The sequence below is a fragment of the Allomuricauda sp. ANG21 genome (assembly GCF_040705235.1).
GTDB classification, from domain to species: domain Bacteria; phylum Bacteroidota; class Bacteroidia; order Flavobacteriales; family Flavobacteriaceae; genus Flagellimonas; species Flagellimonas marina.
On sequence record NZ_JBFCVT010000001.1, the window covers coordinates 272,215 to 290,566 of the forward strand.

General features: G+C 41.6%; 20 protein-coding genes. 9 read left to right on the forward strand and 11 right to left on the reverse strand.

Annotation, left to right across the window (positions count from 1 at the left end):
• Positions 1 to 45: 45 nt before the first annotated feature.
• Complete coding sequence (locus tag AB1A65_RS01350; RefSeq protein WP_366584850.1) at positions 46 to 342, reverse strand: isoamylase early set domain-containing protein; 297 nt, start codon at positions 340 to 342, stop codon at positions 46 to 48.
• A gap of 140 nt (positions 343 to 482) precedes the next feature.
• Positions 483 to 1,577 (reverse strand): aminotransferase class V-fold PLP-dependent enzyme, encoded by a 1,095-nt coding sequence (locus AB1A65_RS01355; protein WP_366584852.1) that lies wholly within the window; start codon positions 1,575 to 1,577, stop codon positions 483 to 485.
• Between the two features lie 54 nt (positions 1,578 to 1,631).
• On the opposite strand from AB1A65_RS01355, the gene AB1A65_RS01360 reads away from it, so the two are divergent.
• Positions 1,632 to 2,024 carry a 2TM domain-containing protein gene (locus AB1A65_RS01360; RefSeq protein ID WP_366584854.1) on the forward strand — a complete coding sequence of 131 codons (393 nt, stop codon included), beginning with the start codon at positions 1,632 to 1,634 and terminating at the stop codon, positions 2,022 to 2,024.
• The gene (locus tag AB1A65_RS01365; RefSeq protein WP_366584856.1) at positions 2,021 to 2,512 is read left to right on the forward strand and encodes a dihydrofolate reductase; all 492 of its coding nucleotides are present in this window, start codon (positions 2,021 to 2,023) and stop codon (positions 2,510 to 2,512) included. Before AB1A65_RS01360 ends, AB1A65_RS01365 begins: the two co-directional genes overlap by 4 nt.
• A 3-nt stretch (positions 2,513 to 2,515) precedes the next feature.
• Here the strand turns inward: AB1A65_RS01365 and murI are convergent, their stop codons facing one another.
• The 8 genes from murI to AB1A65_RS01405 form a co-directional block, all read right to left on the reverse strand.
• Positions 2,516 to 3,295 (reverse strand): glutamate racemase, encoded by a 780-nt coding sequence (murI, locus tag AB1A65_RS01370; protein WP_366584858.1) that lies wholly within the window; start codon positions 3,293 to 3,295, stop codon positions 2,516 to 2,518.
• A 91-nt stretch (positions 3,296 to 3,386) separates the two neighbouring features.
• Positions 3,387 to 3,896, reverse strand: coding sequence for an OmpH family outer membrane protein (locus tag AB1A65_RS01375; protein ID WP_366584860.1), 510 nt, complete (start codon positions 3,894 to 3,896; stop codon positions 3,387 to 3,389).
• A gap of 45 nt (positions 3,897 to 3,941) precedes the next feature.
• Positions 3,942 to 4,775 (reverse strand): OmpH family outer membrane protein, encoded by an 834-nt coding sequence (locus tag AB1A65_RS01380; protein ID WP_366584862.1) that lies wholly within the window; start codon positions 4,773 to 4,775, stop codon positions 3,942 to 3,944.
• 95 nt (positions 4,776 to 4,870) lie between these two features.
• Positions 4,871 to 7,543, reverse strand: coding sequence for an outer membrane protein assembly factor BamA (gene bamA, locus AB1A65_RS01385; protein ID WP_366584864.1), 2,673 nt, complete (start codon positions 7,541 to 7,543; stop codon positions 4,871 to 4,873).
• Entirely contained in the window at positions 7,515 to 8,255 is a 741-nt protein-coding gene (locus AB1A65_RS01390; RefSeq protein ID WP_366584866.1) for an isoprenyl transferase, read from the reverse strand. Before AB1A65_RS01390 ends, bamA begins: the two co-directional genes overlap by 29 nt.
• A gap of 1 nt (position 8,256) precedes the next feature.
• Entirely contained in the window at positions 8,257 to 8,940 is a 684-nt protein-coding gene (locus AB1A65_RS01395; RefSeq protein WP_366584868.1) for a DUF6089 family protein, read from the reverse strand.
• 112 nt (positions 8,941 to 9,052) lie between these two features.
• Positions 9,053 to 9,934 (reverse strand): NAD kinase, encoded by an 882-nt coding sequence (locus AB1A65_RS01400; RefSeq protein WP_366584870.1) that lies wholly within the window; start codon positions 9,932 to 9,934, stop codon positions 9,053 to 9,055.
• 1 nt (position 9,935) lies between these two features.
• Complete coding sequence (locus tag AB1A65_RS01405; protein WP_366584872.1) at positions 9,936 to 10,592, reverse strand: CBS domain-containing protein; 657 nt, start codon at positions 10,590 to 10,592, stop codon at positions 9,936 to 9,938.
• Between the two features lie 86 nt (positions 10,593 to 10,678).
• Here AB1A65_RS01405 and AB1A65_RS01410 point away from each other — a divergent pair, with 86 nt between their 5' ends.
• The 7 genes from AB1A65_RS01410 to clpX all read left to right on the forward strand — a co-directional run bounded on the left by AB1A65_RS01410 (position 10,679) and on the right by clpX (position 17,769).
• Complete coding sequence (locus AB1A65_RS01410; RefSeq protein ID WP_366584874.1) at positions 10,679 to 11,395, forward strand: pyridoxine 5'-phosphate synthase; 717 nt, start codon at positions 10,679 to 10,681, stop codon at positions 11,393 to 11,395.
• A complete protein-coding gene (locus tag AB1A65_RS01415) occupies positions 11,395 to 12,165 on the forward strand; it encodes an alpha/beta fold hydrolase (RefSeq protein ID WP_366584876.1) in 771 nt (256 codons plus the stop codon). The genes AB1A65_RS01410 and AB1A65_RS01415 overlap by 1 nt, the downstream gene beginning before the upstream one ends.
• A 134-nt stretch (positions 12,166 to 12,299) precedes the next feature.
• On the forward strand, positions 12,300 to 13,817 hold the full coding sequence (locus tag AB1A65_RS01420) for a G-D-S-L family lipolytic protein (protein ID WP_366584878.1): 1,518 nt from the start codon (positions 12,300 to 12,302) through the stop codon (positions 13,815 to 13,817).
• 80 nt (positions 13,818 to 13,897) lie between these two features.
• On the forward strand, positions 13,898 to 14,242 hold the full coding sequence (locus AB1A65_RS01425; protein WP_366584880.1) for a phage holin family protein: 345 nt from the start codon (positions 13,898 to 13,900) through the stop codon (positions 14,240 to 14,242).
• Positions 14,243 to 14,342: 100 nt separating this feature from the next.
• Positions 14,343 to 15,665, forward strand: a complete 1,323-nt coding sequence (gene tig / locus AB1A65_RS01430) for a trigger factor (RefSeq protein WP_366584882.1) — start codon at positions 14,343 to 14,345, stop codon at positions 15,663 to 15,665.
• Between the two features lie 91 nt (positions 15,666 to 15,756).
• Positions 15,757 to 16,437: an ATP-dependent Clp endopeptidase proteolytic subunit ClpP gene (gene clpP / locus AB1A65_RS01435; protein WP_366584884.1), complete on the forward strand. Its 681-nt coding sequence runs from the start codon at positions 15,757 to 15,759 to the stop codon at positions 16,435 to 16,437.
• Positions 16,438 to 16,533: 96 nt separating this feature from the next.
• Positions 16,534 to 17,769 (forward strand): ATP-dependent Clp protease ATP-binding subunit ClpX, encoded by a 1,236-nt coding sequence (clpX, locus tag AB1A65_RS01440; protein ID WP_366584886.1) that lies wholly within the window; start codon positions 16,534 to 16,536, stop codon positions 17,767 to 17,769.
• 3 nt (positions 17,770 to 17,772) lie between these two features.
• On the opposite strand, the gene AB1A65_RS01445 is transcribed toward clpX, so the two are convergent.
• The gene (locus AB1A65_RS01445; RefSeq protein ID WP_366584888.1) at positions 17,773 to 18,312 is read right to left on the reverse strand and encodes a hypothetical protein; all 540 of its coding nucleotides are present in this window, start codon (positions 18,310 to 18,312) and stop codon (positions 17,773 to 17,775) included.
• Between the last annotated feature and the right edge of the window lie 40 nt (positions 18,313 to 18,352).

The window sequence follows — 18,352 nt, forward strand, 5'->3', positions numbered from 1 at the left end:
AAAACCGCCATTGAAGTTGGGGAGCTCCAATGACGATTCTATAGGTTATACTTCCAGAACAGCGTTCTCAGTTCCAGCGTACTCGTTCCATTGAAAACGATCTGCCTCCTCATCGTTGGTATAGGAACCATCAATGATGTACCTAAACTCGTACGAATTCTCTTTTGGAAGTTCAAATGTTCCTTTGAAAGTTCCATTCTTCAACTTCTTCAAAGTGCTACCTTTTGGGTTCCAATTGTTAAAATCCCCCACTACAGCAACTTTGTCAGCCTCTTCTGCAGGAACAGTGAATGTTACCTTGCAAACAGGCTTGCTTTTTAGGTATTGCTTCTTAATTGCCATGGTACTAAAAATTTAATTCCGGTACAAAGCAATACATAAAACTGCTTATTTACAATTCGTTACCTTCGATTTATCAAATTGATAAAATGCCCCTAACCTTTGGGTTACTTTTGTCAATTTACTTCTCTGTTTTTTATCAATTATCTTTTTGACAACCAACGTTTTAAAAGTGTTGTAATGACATCGATTTCTTCAACGGTATTGTAAAAATGAAAGCTTAGACGCACACCTCCCCCGCGGGGTGATACGATTACATTTTCTTCCGTTAACTTGTTGAACAATTTCTCGCCTCCCTTTATATTGAAAATGGTACTATGTTGCTCCCGGTCCAATATGTTTTGGTCCAAAAGTCCCAGTTCTGAGAGTGCAGTTTTAGCTTTGTTGGACAGTTTTTGCAAATGCGCCTGAATATCTTCCTGACCTATTTCATCCAAAAAATTGAGTGCGAATTCAAGGCTTCCAAAGTTGAAGGAATCCAAATGACCCGGCTCCAAATACTTACAAAAGGGAATGCTGTTTCGTTTGGACTGGTCATTATCCACAGAACCGTTACCGATGCCTTTCAGTTCAAATTGGTCCATAACGGCATCCTTCACCAAGTAAAATCCGTTGCCGTAACCTCCCAACAACCATTTATAGGCACTGGCCCCCATTATATCAAACCCAGATTTTTCAAAGTTGAAGGGCTCCGTACCACAGAATTGGGTACCATCACCAATGATCAATAGGTTAGGAAAGTCCTTCTTCAATTTTTTTATAAAATCAAGGTTTACTTTTACCCCGTTCACCCATTGCACCACACTCAACGCCAACACATCAATATCTCCGGTTTTCACCTTTGCATGGATGTTCTCTTCCATGTGTGCATCAATATCCACATACTCCCTTTTAAAATTACGAGTCTCAAAGGGCCAGTTTACCGAAGGGTAATCGTTTTGGAGCAATAGGACTTTTTTATCGGTAGAGAGTCCTTCCAGCAGCAAATTCAGCCCCAAACTAAAATTGGGCACCAAAGCCACGTTCTCGGGTTTGCAATGAAAAAACTTCCCTATGGTTTTCTTGATTATGGGCATGTGGGCAAAGCTTTTGGCCTTCATCTCACTTCCCCCAATGAGAAAATCAAGGTCATGCCCTTGTCGCCATTCCATAAGGTCTTCGCTTAAAAGACCAGCAGAAGCCGTATTGGCATAAATACATTGGTTTAGAACGGGAAACTTTTTTCTTAGGTTCTGCATTGCTGAGTATTTGGATACAATTCAATTATCTTTGTTGATAAAGATAGCCATTCCATGTTGTCCTTTGGTAAAAAGAAAAAGACAGAAATAAACGTTGAACAGCACGAGCTTCTGGAGAGAGCACAAAAGCGAATAAAACAGAAGAAACGCTTGTTCTCCCATGTGGTCCTATTTTTGATCGGGAGCTTGTTTTTGCTCTTGGCCAACAAGATTTTGAAGTACGGAGAAGCGTATGATTGGTCCATTTGGGTGATTATTTTCTGGACTTTTTTATTGACCTTGCATACATTCAATGTTTTTGTAACCCATAAGTTCATGGGCAAGGATTGGGAGCGACGGCAACGAGAACGCTTGGTGGAACAACAGAAAAAGCGAATTGCTGAAATTCAAAAGGAAATTGAAACTGACTTTCCGTTGTCCAAAATCAATAAAAAAAAAGATTCGTGAAGCGACTGATCATTATAGCCGCTGCTTCGGAAAACAATGCATTGGGCAAGGACAACGACTTGGTTTGGCACCTTCCTGATGATTTTAAGCGTTTTAAAACCCTTACTTCGGGCCATAAAATAATTATGGGCCGGAAAACCCTGGAAAGCTTTCCCAAGCCATTGCCAAATAGGGAGCATATTGTCATCACCCGAGATAAAAAATACACGCCCAAATTCCAGAGTACGGTGGTACATTCCATTGAAGCTGCCATTGATTTGGTGGGTAATAATGAAACTGCCTTTATTATTGGCGGCGGTGAAATCTACAAACAGGCCATGCCTTTGGCCACCGATATGGAGCTTACACGGGTACATGGTATTTTTGAAGCAGATACCTTTTTTCCCAAAATCAATCCGAATAATTGGGAGTTGCTCAAAGAGGAGCATCACCCAAAGGATGATCGACACAAGTACAGCTTCACCTATCTCACCTACACAAAAAAGTAAAGTTTAGAAATCCAGATATGCCATTTGGGCATCGGAATCTTCAACCAAGTTCCTGAGAACTTCAATGCCCTTATTGGAGTAAAAAATAGCTTTTCCCTCATGATTTGTAGCACTCAACAGATTGTTTTTTTCAAGGATTGCTTTGGTCTGCCGGGCAACGGCTTCCCCTGAATCAATTAGGGTAATGTGCGCGGGCAGAATGTCCTTCAGCAATGGAATGAGATAAGGATAATGGGTACAGCCCAGAACCAAACAATCTATGTTTTGGTCCAACATGGGCCGTAAAAAAGAGAGTAACAATCCCCGTGTCACAACAGAGTTGGTTTGCCCCGTTTCTATCAGTTCCACTAAGCCTTTGCCCTCCTGTTCAACTACGGTTATGCCTTCTGCGAAGAGTTTTGAGGTATTGTGGAACAGACTACTGGAAAGTGTCCCCTTTGTTGCCAACACCCCCACTTTTTTGGTCTTGGTGTGAAGGGCCGCAGGTTTAATTGCGGGTTCAATCCCTATAAAGGGAATGTTGTAATTGGCTCGGAGATAATCAATGGCATTGGTGGTGGCGGTATTGCAGGCCACTACGATAAGTTTGCAGTTCTGTTCCAATAAAAATTCGGTGTTCTTTATGCTAAGTTGAAGGATTTCCTCTTTGGATTTTTCACCATAGGGAGCATTGGCACTGTCCGCCAGATAGATGGTATCTTCATGGGGCAACATTTTTTTTATTTCCTTCCAGATGGAAGTGCCCCCAACTCCAGAATCGAAAATGCCAATGGGTCTGTGCATATCCAAAAATAGATACTTAAAATTTTATGGAACAAAAAAACCGCTTTCTCTTTTTGGAAAAAGCGGTCTGTATTCTTGTAAAATATTGTTCTTAGAAGCCCAATTCCTGCTTAACAGCTGGCAATAGGTCTTTTCCTTTGGCCACGATCAAGCTTAATCCTGGGCTTGCATCAATCACATAGTCGAACCCTTGGGCCGCAGCTACTTTTTCGATGGCATTTTTTGCCTTTTCAGAGATAGGTGCGAACAATTCTTGTTGCTTCTTCTGCAATTCTTGCATGGCAGCTTGCTCTGCTTCCTGAATATTTTGTTCAAAACCTTGAAGCTCTTGGGCACGTTGCTCGTTTTCCTCATTGGTTTTAGAGGAGGCTTCGTTTTGGTACTGGGTCAATTTGTTTTGAAGCTCCTTCATTGAGCTCTGTATATCCGCTCTGTAGGTTTCCTGTAGTTTCTTCAACTCGGCCTGCGCAGCCTTCATCTCCGGCATTTCAGACAATAATTGCTGAACGTTCACGTGCGCAACCTTGCTCTGTGCATTTACAAAACCCGTAGCCGCTACAAACAATACAAGGGCCACAGCGATTCTTTTTACATTTTTCATGATTCTAAGTTACTATTTTGATGTTAAATTTAGTGCTCCACTTATTTACTGTTGTATGGAATCCTTTTGTTGTTCTTGCGCTTTTTCACGCTCTTCCAATTTGGCTTTACGTTTGGCCTCGCGCTCTTCCAATAATTTTTTTCTTCGTTCCTCGTAGGCTTTCTTTCGTTCTTCCCTTAGCCTTAATTGTTCGGCTCTTCTGTCTTCCACAGCTTTGGCGTTTGCCTCTTGTATGGAATCTGTTCTTTCTTGTCTTTCTCTTAGTGCGTCACTGATTTCATCCTCACCTTCTTCCTCTTCCATGAACTGCTCCAATCGGTTACGCTCTTCTTGTTTTCGATTGGATGCGCTTATTTTTCGTGTGCGTCCTATCTCTCTTAATACCAAGTCGCTGATATCGTGCCTTTTTTCGGAGTACAACATTACAACATCTGCCGATTTATCAAAAATAAAATCGTATCTTTTATTCCCTCCAATTTTTTGGACTTCGTTGAATACTTGGTCCTGAATGGGCTGGATCAACAGCTGTTTCTGCAGTACCAAATCCCCTTTTGGTCCAAAGCGATCTTGTTGGTAGTCCAACATTTCCTTCTCCAATATCTGAATCTCCTCTTCACGCTCCGTGATCAGTTCGTCAGTCAGCAGCACTTTTTCCGCCATTAGATCTTTTTTCATCTGCTCAATGACGCTTTGTTTCAACTCAATCTCCTTCTTCCACTTTTGTGCCTTAGCTTCCAACTGTTCAGTGGCATCTCTATACTCCTCTACATTTTCAAGAATATATTCCATATCCACGTACCCTATGCGTACACCCCGTTGGGAAAAGCCATAAAAAGATGTCATCAAAACAAGTAATGACAAAAGAACTTTGGTATTCATCTTATCCGCTTTTTACATAGAAAATATCGTGCCAAAATAACTAATTAATTTAAAATGAGCTATTTATAAACTACACGATTCTTATTTTCCTTTGATTAAAACTGCTGCCCGATGATGAAGTGCGTTTGCCAGCCACTTGGCCCTACTGATGCAGGTTGTGCGTCGCTATCGAAGCCGTACCCAAAATCAATTCCCAAGAGACCGAATGCCGGCATAAAAATACGTAGCCCCACTCCGGCAGATCTTTTTAATTCAAACGGATTAAACTCACTAAAATTGTTGAACGCGTTCCCTGCTTCCAAAAATGACAGTGCATAAATGGATGCTGATGGCTTCAGGGTGAGCGGATAACGCAACTCCAATGAGAATTTATTGTATATGGTTCCTCCATCCCTTTCAGCGTTTCCGGTAATCGGGTTGGTACTGAACGGCGTTAGCGAACTGTTTTCATATCCCCTTAGCTGAATCACATCCCTGCCATCCAAGGTAAAGTTTCCAAGACCATCACCTCCCACAAAGAAACGTTCAAAGGGAACATTACCAATATCATTGTTATAGGCACCAAGGAAACCAAACTCTGCGTTGGTCCGCAGCACCAATTTGTCCACCAAATTTGTATACCAGTCTCCCTTAAACTTAACTTTATAAAACTCCAATAACTTAAAACGCTCTTCTTCAAATTGTTCCAAATTATCGCTCAACCGCGCAAACTCCAACTGTTCATCAATGTCTGAAGGGTTGGGACCAATTTCCAAAAGTCTTTCGGTAGTTGTTCTAATATCTTCCTTAAGTTGCTTGTAATCCTTTGAACTAAACAGGGAATACGGTGGGGTAAACTTAGCTGTAATCTCGAAGTTTGACCCGGACATGGGGAATATTCTATTGGGACCCTGGGAACTCCTTGATATACCAAAGGTATAGCTCAACGAATTGGAGCTACCGTTACCAAAATTGAACAATCCATTGTTAAAATCATTAAAATCATATAACTGGTAGCTCAACGAGTGGGATACCGTAAAAAAGTCATCGGGCCAGGTCACCCGTTTCGCCAGACCAGCGGAAACCCCGGTAATGGAGAACCCTCTGCTCTTGTCCACATCAATCCTTCCTCTGCTGGTAAAATCAGTGGCAAACTGTTGGGTCCTGGACAACGAAAGATTGAAACGCACAGGTTTTTTACCCCCCAACCATGGTTCGGCAAAATTAAGACTGTACACGCGGAAGGTTCTACTGGCCTGCAAACGCAAGGCAAACGTTTGACCATCACCCATGGGCACCGGTTTGTACGCCTCGCCATTAAAAATATTTTTTAAGGAGAAGTTACTGAACGAAAGTCCCAATGTGCCTATGAAGCCACCGCCACCAAATCCACCTTGTAGTTCTATTTGACTGGAACCTGCTTCCACCAAGCTATAATTAACATCCACGGTTCCTTCATTGGGGTTTGGGTTTTGGATATCTGGTTTTATCTGCTCAGCATCAAAGAACCCTAACTGTCCCAATTCACGGATACTCCTTACCAAATCATCCTTGCTATATTTTTGACCTGGTCTTGTACGCAACTCCCTAAAAATTACATGGTCATTGGTCTTGTCGTTTCCGGTAACGGTTACGTGGTCCAAGAAAGTCTCTTTTCCTTCTATGATCCGAATTTCAAAATCGATGGTATCGTTTACGGCAGATACTTCTACCGGGTTGATACTGGAAAATAGATAACCATTGTTTTGGTACAGGTTGGTCAAATCATTGGCATCTGGTTTAGAATCATCGGCTATCCGTTCCTTGAGCAACACCCCGTTATAGGTTTGTCCTTTTCTAATCCCGAGAACCTGACTCAATTGTCGGTCTGTATAAACCGTATTCCCCACAAAATTGATGTCCCCGAAGTAGTATTTGTCCCCTTCTTCGACCTTGATTTTCAGGTCGATGTTCTTTTCATTAACCTTGATAAAAGTATCAGAAAGCACCCTTGCATCCCTATATCCCCGTTCGGCATAGGTGTCCACCAAATTGGAAAGATCTTCCTCATAATCTTCCTGAATGTATTTGGATTTCTTCCAAAAACGATAGAATTTCTTCTTTTTGGTATTCTTTAATGATTTTCTGAGACGCTTGTTGGAGAGTTTTTCGTTACCCTCAAAAGTGATGCTCCTGATTTTTACCTTATCGCCTTTGTTGACATTGATCACCATGTTCTCGGTATTGGTGGCCGAGGTATCCGGTGCAGTGGCAATATTTACTTTGGCATTGAGATATCCTTGTTTTTTATATTTGTTTTGAAGGTAGTTTTTGGTGTTGGCTATTAAACTTTCGGTAATTTTCTTGCCTTTTTTAAGGTCGGTATCGTTGATGATATCCTCTACCTTACGTTTTTTAACGCCATATACTGTTACATTGGCCAAGGTAGGACGTTCGGTGATGTTCAATTCCAAGAAAATCTTGTCATCCTCAATATCGGTGTAGTACATCTCCACATTGCTGAACAACTCTAAGCTCCACAACTTTTTGATCACTGCACTGATCTCGTCCCCAGGCACGGTAATGGGTTGTCCTACACGCAAACCTGTATAGGTCTTGACCGTCTGCTCATTGTAGCTTTGCAGACCGGTGACCGTGAGCCCTCCCAGAATATACTGCTTTCCGTCCTCAAAGGGGATGTCCTGGGCAAAGCCCTGTGCGGAGAAAAGTAATAAGGGGAGAAGTAATTTCAGGTATGGTGTTATGCAGTTTTTTATACCTTTAATTGAGTTGTTCGCTAGTTTTTCCAAATCGTCGTTCTCTATTTTGGTAACTTAATATTGCCTCTACCAAATGATGCTCTCTAAAATCAGGCCAAAATACATCAATAAAATATAATTCGGCATATGCAATCTGCCACAATAAAAAATTGCTTATCCTATGTTCACCGCTGGTGCGGATAAGCAAGTCGACATCTGGCAAAAAATGCGTGTAAAGATGTGTATTTATAACGGCTTCATCAATATTTTCCGGTGAAATTATATTATTTTTAACTTTGGCACTTATCTCTTTTACAGCGCTTTTTATCTCATCCCTAGAGCCATAGCTAAGGGCCAGCGTAAGGATCATTCCTGTGTTTTCTGATGTTTTTGATATGACTTCGGAAAGTTCTTTTTGGGCCTTTTGGGGCAAAGAGTCAATCTTGCCAATGGCTTTTAGTTTGATGTTGTTCTTGTTAAGGGTTTCCAATTCCTTGCGCAACGAGGCCACTAAAAGCTTCATCAAGGTCTGCACTTCCACTTTGGGACGGTTCCAGTTTTCTGTGGAAAAAGCGTAGAGAGTTAGGCACTCTATTTGCAGTTTGGCACAGTTTTCAACCGTGTTTCGCACTGCTTCCACTCCATTTTCATGCCCAAAGACACGGAGTTTACCGCGTTGTTTGGCCCATCTTCCATTTCCATCCATAATGATGGCAATGTGTTTTGGCAATCTCTCTTTGTTGACCTCGTCTAGCGTATGCATTTTATTGAAAACAATCCTGGCAGGGCTTTCTTCCAAAGGTGTACGTGAGTGTAAAACCCGTGAAAACATACCAGTCATCGCTCAATATATTGCCGAATCTAAATTGCTCAAAATTGGAACCTTCGGGGTTACTTGCGTCCAAATTGTCCGTAAACGTATACCGGGCTCCAATTTCGGCGCCAAGAATCAGGAATTGATTTAACCGATACTTTGCCCCAACCGTCATTGGAATTGCAAAACTACCTTCTTTTTGGTTAATATCCTGCACTTGAAGGGCATCAAAATACATAAAATCATACCTGAAATAGGTGAAACCCGTGTAAAGATAGGGTGTAAAGGCCGGTCCGAGCTTGTGAAGATTGTACTCAACAAAGTTAAATTCCAACCCTAAGGAAGCTTCCAAAATGGAATTGTCCACAATATAACCGCGTTGTTGGCGGGATTGCATGTGCGATTTTGTATCATCTGCGGTAACATCACCATACAAAACACTGGCGCGCCAAGCATACCTTTTACTCTTGTTCCATTTAAAAATACCGCCAAATGCAGGTCCAGACGGCAAGATATAATTTGTTCTTCCTACATCCCCTATCATGTTGGCCCCACCCGCAAAGACTCCAATTTCATAGGTCTGCGCACTGACCTTGAACATACAGCACAAAAAAATAGCCAAAACTATTCGCATACTATCCAAAAAATTTCACGTATTAAGAGTAAAGGAAGGTCAATAAGTATACTGTTATGATGGTTCTCCTTTGTTAAACAGTTTTTAGTCCCATTTATTGTTTTTGACATGTTCAATTCCTGCGATCTTCCCCCCAAAGCAATTTGTTGCGAAGTGTTTTCCAAAAACTTTCTGATTTGTACTCTATCATTTTGATGGTAAAATTGGACTTTTTTATCTTGATTTCCTTACCATTGGGTATATCTGCAATCCTGGAATCCAAAGAGACCAAATGGGTCTGTTCCCTTCCGGAAACCCGTAACCGTATTTCGGTATCGTCGGAAATGACCAGAGGGCGGGCATTTAAATTATGTGGCGCAATAGGGGTTAGAACCAACGCTTTTGCCGATGGAGCGATCACCGGACCATTACAGCTCAATGAATACCCTGTGGAGCCTGTTGGGGTTGAAACAATAAGACCATCAGACCAATACGATGTAAGGTATTCATCGTTCAAATACGTTTCCACTGTGATCATGGAGGTGGTGTCCTTGCGACTGACCGTAACTTCGTTCAACGCAAAATTAAGCCCATTGAATTCATCCAAATCCGAGTTGAGCTCCACCTCAACCAAGGTCCGTTCTTCAACCGAATAATGCCCGGCCACAAACTCGGTTACCAGTTTACGGACGCTTTCTTTTTTAAAGGTCGACAAAAACCCCAGTCGGCCCGTATTTACGCCAACAATGGGAATTCCATAGTCCTTTATATAGGTTACCGCACGCAACATGGTGCCGTCGCCCCCAAAACTCACGAACATATCAAAAGTGGAATCCAATCCTTTGGATTGGGAAAACGTACCTCTAAAAAGTTCTTTGGAAAAACCGGAAACCAGTTGAAGAAATTTTTCTTCGATATACACCTCTGAGCTTATCTTTTGGAGTTCATCCAAAAGTTCCAGCATACAGGTTCTGTCCTCGTCCTGAAAAGTTTGACCGTAAATAGCAACTTTCATGTTACACGTTAAGGTATTTTTCCAAATAATCTGACCGCTGTTTTAAATCTTCCAAAAACTGGTCGTCACTATTTCCAAAGACAATGGTGTAGTTGTATCGTCTAAAGGTCTGGGCCACCTCATTTAAGTTTTGTCCGCCGATTTTTAGGGTAATCTCAACAATGTCATTCTCCGAATTGGTTATAAAAGCTCCCAATAAACGGGCGTTGTTGCTTTCCACGATTTGGGCAATTTCACTGAAAGAATAATCTTTTATTCCAACCGAAACTACAAGAATGCCGCCCGGTTCCTTAAAAAAAGGAGTGTCTATGAACACGCTTACAATATCCTCTAAATCATAATAACCCGTAATTATCTGGTTCTCGTCCAAAATGGGCAAGATATTGGCCTCATTTCTGGAGAACATTTCAAGCACGTCCAACCAAGAGGTTTCCTTCGTCACAAAAAAGTTTTCCAACTCATACCTGAATTCCTCAATCTTCTTGTTGGGCTCAAAGCAGGCCAAGTCATTTTCGGACAACAATCCCAAATAGGTGCCATTCTCTGTAATGGCCACATGGGAATAGGTGGTCTCCTCAAAAAATTGAATGGCGTCCTTCAAAGTTTCCGAAACCTCATAAATGGGAACGGTAGTTATAATTTGGTTCTGAATCTGCATAGAATGTCTATTAGGTGCAAAATACTAATTTTAAATCGCAAAAGGCATGCCTAATTCTTATTTTTGCCAATCTAAAAAAGAACTCCATGACAAAGTTAAGTGTCAACATAAATAAACTGGCAACTTTACGAAATTCAAGGGGCGGCAACGTTCCCAATCTTATAACTTCGGCCCAAGACATTGAGTCTTTTGGGGCACAGGGCATTACCATTCATCCAAGGCCGGATGAACGTCACATTCGTTACCAAGATGCCCGTGATTTGAAAAAAGTGGTCACCACCGAATTCAATATTGAAGGCAATCCCATTCCAAATTTTATTGATTTGGTGCTGGAAGTAAAGCCAACACAGGTGACCTTGGTACCCGATGCCGAGGACGCCATCACCTCAAATGCTGGTTGGGACACTATCAAACACAAGGATTTTTTAGTAGATGTGATCAAAACCTTCAAAGCGAGTGGCATTCGCACCTCCATTTTTGTGGACCCCAATGTTGATATGGTAAAGGGCGCTGCCGAGACGGGCACAGATCGCATTGAACTTTACACAGAAAGTTTTGCCCACTTGTACGACCAAGGTAAAAAAGAAGAAAGTATTCAGCCTTTCATCAATGCTGCCAAGATGGCGCATGAGTTGGGCTTGGGCATTAATGCAGGACACGACCTCAGTTTGGACAACATTAAGTTTTTCAAAGAAAACATTCCCCATTTGTTGGAAGTTTCCATAGGTCATGCCCTCATCTGCGAATCCATTTACTTGGGGATAGAAAACGTCATCAACATGTACTTGAACAAATTGAAATAATGGAGGTTTTACATTCAAAAATAGAGGGAGAAGGAAAGCCATTTATCATCTTACATGGTTTTTTGGGCATGTCGGACAATTGGAAGACTTTGGGAACCCAATATTCAGAGAATGGGTTTGAAGTGCATCTGGTAGACCAACGTAACCACGGTAAAAGTTTTCATTCCGATGATTTTAATTATGACCTATTAAGTGATGATGTCATCAATTATATGGACCATCACAACATAGATGCCGCATTTGTATTGGGCCATTCCATGGGCGGAAAAACAGCTATGCAATTGGCCACTTCGCATCCAGATAGGGTCACCAAATTAATCGTGGCCGATATTGCCCCAAAATATTACCCGCCGCACCATGAATTCATATTCAATGGCCTTTCCCATTTGGATTTTGACATGATATCAGACCGCAGGGAGGCCGATGAAGAACTGGCAAAACACATAAAAGATAGAGGGGTTCGTCAATTTTTGCTCAAAAACCTGTATTGGGTTGAAAAAGAAAAACTGGGATTCCGCTTCAATTATAAGGTACTCAAAGAGCGAATGGAAGAGATTGGCGAAAACATTTTTCCCAACGCGGTTTATGAGGGTCCTGCCCTATTCGTTCGTGGTGACCGTTCCGAATATATACAGTCCAGTGATTTTCCTGAAATCAAACGGCATTTCCCTAAAGCCCAAATTGAAACCATTGATAAAGCTGGACATTGGCTACATGCAGAAAACCCCAAACAGTTTTTTGAAAAGACCTTCACCTTTCTAAATTCATAAAATTTACCCCATTTTATTATGCATGCATAATTTTTTTGCCTATTTTATTGTCTGAATAACAAATTTGACCTAGTTTTGGTTAACCCCGTTTTAACCATAAGTTTAACATAAACTAACTCAAATAGATTTTGGATATGAAAAAGTTGTATGCCTTACTTCCCTTTTTAGGCCTATTCTTGATTGCATGTGAAGAAGATACTACCCCCATTGACAACACACCAGACCCTGTAGAATACACTGCTGGAACAGCGGATTTTTCAAATTACGTTGCCGTAGGGAACTCCCTTACGGCCGGTTTTTCGGACAACGCACTTTTTAGAGCGGGCCAAGAAGCCTCTTTTCCCAACATGCTTGCGGCCAATTTTGCCCTAGTGGGAGGAGGTTCTTTTGAAATTCCCTTTATGGCGGACAACCTAGGAGGTGCCACTATTGGCGGCGAAACAGATGCCAATATGGACGGCTCGCCAGATATCGGCAACCGACTGATTTTGACCTTTGCCGCAAGCGGTCCTGCGCCTACCCCAGTTTCTGGGCAAGGAAGCACTGAGATAACCAATAAACTTTCTGGGTCCTTCAACAATATGGGAGTTCCCGGTTCTAAAAGTTATGAGCTTCTTGCGCCTGGCTACGGTAGCTTGGCTGGCTTGGCCGTTGGTGCCGCAAATCCCTATTTTGTACGATTTTCATCAGGGGAAAGTGCAACGGTAGTTGGAGATGCGGTGGCTCAAAATCCATCGTTTTTCACCCTATGGACCGGAGCAAACGATGTACTTCTTTACGCCACTGGAGGCGGTACTGGGATGGATCAAACTGGAAACCTAAATCCCAGCACCTATTCCCGAAACGATTTAACCGACCCCAATGTATTTGCAGGTACATTGGATGCCATCCTTCAAGCCATGACGGCCAATGGTGCAGATGGTGTTATCGCCAATTTGCCCAATGTAACGGATATTCCCTATTTCACCACGGTACCGCATAATCCTGTTCCTTTGGATGGCGCTACAGCTGAATTACTTAATGGTGCTTATGGCGCCTATAATGCAGGGTTGGCCCAATTACAAGGACTGGGAGCCATTACAGAAGATGAATTGGCTCAACGAACCATCAGTTTTTCTGCAGGCGAAGGAAATGCTGTGGTCATCATTGATGAAGACCTTACGGATTTAACAGGGTTCAATCCCGCTTTAATCAATATGCGACAAGCAACTGAAGAAGATTTAATGGTATTGACCTCAAGAACGTTTATCGGTACTTTGGCCAATCCAGCCGACCCTACTTCAATCAATGGCGTTGCCATTCCACTTGCAGACCAATGGGTGTTGACTCCCGCAGAGCAAGAACTTGTAGAAAACGCGTTGGCTGCCTATAACCAGACCATCGCAGCTTTAGCCACCGCTTACGATTTGGCCTTTGTTGACGCCAATGCCCTATTGACTGAATTAAGAACCAGTGGTTTTCAACAATCAGATGGAAGTATTGTCACTGCAACCTTTGCAACAGGAGGCGGGTTCTCTCTTGATGGTGTCCACCCATCTCCAAGAGGTTATGCCATTCTTGCCAATGCTTTCATAGAAGCCATTAATGCTAAATACGGTTCCAATTTGCCCGGGGTAAACCCCTTGGATTATACGGGACTATACATTAACTAAACAACGTTTTATTTCATTATCTTGAAGGCACCGTTTAATCGGTGCCTTTTTTAATTAAAACAACCCTAAAACATAAATTCATGAAACTAATTTTGAGACTTTTATTGAACGCTTTGGCCGTAGTTATCCTTTCCTATATTCTGCCCGGTGTAGGAGTGGATTCCATGCTCACTGCCATTATCGTGGCCGTGGTCTTGAGCATTCTTAACTTTATCGTGAAACCCATCTTGGTTATTTTAACATTGCCAATCACCATTGTCACACTTGGACTCTTTCTACTGATTATCAATGCAATAATAATTCTCATTGCCGCCAATGTTATTGATGGCTTTCAAGTGGTGAATATTTGGTGGGCCCTAATTTTTAGTCTTTTGCTCTCCTTTTTACAGTCTATCTTACACTCCATTCTCAAGGAAGATGTATAGAATGGACTTTTGTTTGACATTCAACGCTTTAAAAAGTTGCTGCCAAACCAAAAATGCATTACTTTTGCCACCCATTTTTGAATAGCAAATTAGGTAGGAGATGAACATTACTAAAGAGCAGATTGACGATCTTAATGCAGTTGTAAAAGTCGCCATCAGTAAAGAGGATTATCAAGACAAAGTAGAAAAAATTCTGAAAGACTACAGAAAACAGGCCAATATCCCTGGATTTCGGAAAGGACAGGTTCCTATGGGACTTATAAAAAAGCAGTACGGAAAGGCGGTATTGGTAGATGAGGTGAACAAGCTGTTGCAAGACAATCTCAACAAATACCTTACTGAGGAAAAATTGGATGTCTTGGGCAATCCACTTCCCAAACAGCAAGAGAATTTTGATTGGGACAACGATAATCTCGATTTTGAGTTTGAATTGGGATTGGCTCCAAACTTCGATGTTAACTTGAAGACTAAAAAAGCTGTTACCCAATATAAAATTGTAGCCGACAAAAAGATGATTGACGAGCAAGTGGAACGTATTCAAAAACAGTACGGGAAACTTGTTTCAAAAGATGAAGTGGGCAAAAAAGATGAGGTTACTGGTTTCTTCGCCAACGAAGAAGAAGATATTGATCACAAGACCACCATCGAAATTAACAATATTAAAAGCAAAAAGGCTGTTGATGCCCTTGTTGGGAAAAAAGTAGGCGATTCGGTAACACTTTCCACAAAAGGTCTTTTTAAAGAGGACTACTTATTGTCCAGCGCATTGGGTATTGCCCGTGATAAGACGGACAAATTGAATATAGATGTGACCTTCACCATTGAGGAAATCAATGAAAGGGAACCTGCCAAACTAGATCAAGAATTGTTTGACAAGCTTTTTGGGGAAGGCAAGGTAACTTCGGAAAAAGAGTTGAAGGAAAGAATTAAGGAAGATTCTGAAAAACAGTTTGAGCAGCAATCCGACCAGAAATTGCTAAATGACATCACTGAAAAACTCATTGATGAAACCAAATTTGAGCTTCCTGCAGATTTCTTGAAAAAATGGATCCAGCTCAGTGGCGAAAATGTACTTTCCGAGGATGAAGCGAAAGATGAGTACGAAAAATCAGAAAAAGGACTTCGCTATCAATTGATTGAAGGAAAGATCATCCAAGAAAACAACCTTCAAGTTCAATTTGATGAGTTAAAGGAGTTTGCCAAAGGTTTCGTTAAATCCCAAATGGCCCAATATGGCCACATGGATCCACAAGAAGAAGAGTTGGAAAACATTGCTGGTAGGGTTTTGGGAAATCAAGATGAGGTAAAGCGCCTATCTGAACAGTTGATGAGCCAAAAGCTATTGGATCTTTACAAAGAAAAGGCCAATCTTAAGGTAAAAGAGGTCACTTATGATGACTTTGTCAAAGAGGCATACAGCTAGCCTTGGGCTAAAAGAAATAATAAGTATCTTTACGGTGCCGAAAAGCTAATTTTTCGGCACCTTTTTTTTAAGATAATCTCAAAGAAATCCTATGGATTACGGAAAAGAATTCAAAAAATACGCTACACAGCACCATGGAATAAATAGCATGTACTATGATCAAATCATGAGTACCATGTACCCCATGAACATGACTCCCAATATTATTGAGGAGCGCCAATTGAACGCTATAGCCATGGATGTATTTTCCAGGTTAATGATGGACCGCATCATCTTTTTGGGAACAGGTATCAACGACCAAGTGGCCAATATTGTTCAGGCGCAATTGCTTTTCTTGGAAAGTTCAGATGCTTCAAAAGATATCCAGATATACATCAACTCCCCTGGCGGCAGTGTCTATGCTGGCTTAGGTATTTATGACACCATGCAGTTCATAAAGCCAGATGTAGCAACCATTTGTACCGGTATTGCAGCGTCTATGGCCGCCGTATTGCTTTGTGCCGGGCATGAGGGAAAACGAAGTGGATTGACCCATTCACGGGTAATGATACATCAACCCCTTTCTGGAGCACAAGGCCAGGCCAGCGATATTGAAATTGCGGCCAAAGAGGTACTTAAGATAAAAGAGGAGTTATATCAGATCATATCCAAACATTCCGGTCAGTCTTACGACAAAGTATACGAAGACAGTGACCGAGACTACTGGATGAAGGCGGAAGAAGCCAAAAAATACGGTATGATCGATGAAATTTTGGTTAGGGAAAAACCTTAATCTTAGTACAATTAACAAGGTATCAACTACTGGTAATTAGACCAAATTCGTTTTTTTTGCGTTATTAGTGGTTGAAGAATCATGAGTTAGAGATATATGGCAAAGGAAAACTTGGAATGTTCATTTTGTGGAAGAAAGAAGCCAGAGACCAATTTATTGATTGCAGGCCTTGATGCCCACATCTGTGACAGATGTATAGAGCAAGCCCACAGTATTGTTGCGGAAGAGTCCAAACAATCTAAAAATCAAGATCTTTCATCGGAATTGGTCCTCAAAAAGCCTGTGGAAATCCGGGATTTCTTGGACACTTTTGTCATAGGACAAGAACGCACCAAAAAGGTGATGTCCGTAGCAGTGTACAATCACTACAAAAGACTTCTACAGCCCAAAAGCAAGGAGGATGATGTAGAGATTCAAAAAAGTAACATTGTCATGGTTGGGCAAACAGGCACAGGTAAGACTTTGATTGCCAAAACTATAGCCAGAATGCTCAACGTACCACTTGCCATTGTTGATGCTACCGTACTTACCGAAGCTGGTTATGTTGGGGAAGATGTGGAAAGTATCCTAACACGATTGTTACAAGCTGCTGACTACAATCTTGAAAAAGCCGAAAGGGGGATTGTTTTTATTGATGAAATCGATAAGATTGCCCGTAAAAGCGACAATCCATCCATTACCCGTGATGTATCCGGTGAAGGTGTACAACAAGGCCTTTTAAAACTTTTGGAAGGAACCACAGTAAATGTTCCACCCAAAGGCGGCCGTAAGCATCCCGATCAAAAATTCATCGAGGTCAATACAGAAAATATTCTTTTTGTGGCCGGAGGTGCCTTTGACGGCATTGAACGTATCATAACCAAACGTTTGAACATGCAGGCCGTAGGATACGCCGCCTCAAAAGCTGAGGATAAACTGGACAACCAGAACATTCTTCAGTATATCATTCCAAAAGACTTAAAGGAGTTCGGATTGATTCCCGAAATCATCGGTAGACTCCCGGTACTCACCCACATGAATCCTTTGGATGCCAAAACTTTGCGCGCAATCCTTACGGAGCCTAAAAATGCCATCATAAAACAATACGAAAAGCTTTTTGCCATGGACGGTATCACGTTTACCATTACCGAACAGGCTTTAAACTTTATCGTGGAGAAAGCAGTGGAGTATAAATTGGGTGCCCGAGGGCTTCGTTCGCTTTGTGAAGCAGTTTTCACCGATGCGATGTTCGAACTGCCCAGCAGCGACGAGAACGAATTCAAGGTTACCAAGGCCTATGCCGAAGAAAAACTCTCCTACGAGACCATCAAAAAATTAAAAGTGGTATCCTAAAGTTTACACTGCTTTTTTGGTGACTTTTTCCAAAAGACCTAAGCATACTTGAGAAATAATTTTCTCGTCAGTGTACAAATGGTGACCAAAATTAGGGACAATATTCAAGTCGACGCCTAAAGATTTTGCCCATTCCATTTCTGGTTTAAACGTATCGTGCTCACCGTAAATTAACTTTAATGGGATGTTGGGCTTTTGATCTTCCAAACGTATTCTTGTTGAAGATACAGCGGTTAAAGATTTCGCGGGAAGGCCCTTTAAAGCAGCTTTATAAGCAACTGTTCCACCTGTGCTAAAAGCCAGATAGTGGCTAGGTTTTTTTTCTATTTTGAGCAAATGGGCCACAGCAGTATCAATACCTCCATTTACAAAGGCATTATGAATATTTTCCTCAGTGGAAACAGGTACGTCCACATTGCCCAATTGTTGGCAATCGTAAAAAGCGATGTCATAGTATTGCTGTAAGTACCCAAAGTAAGACGCAATCCAGAGACCTTTCTTAACGCCCCACATGTCTGAGATAACAACTAATTTTTCTGCCATTGTTTATTGGTTTAGTGTTTATTAAAAGATTTGATGAGGG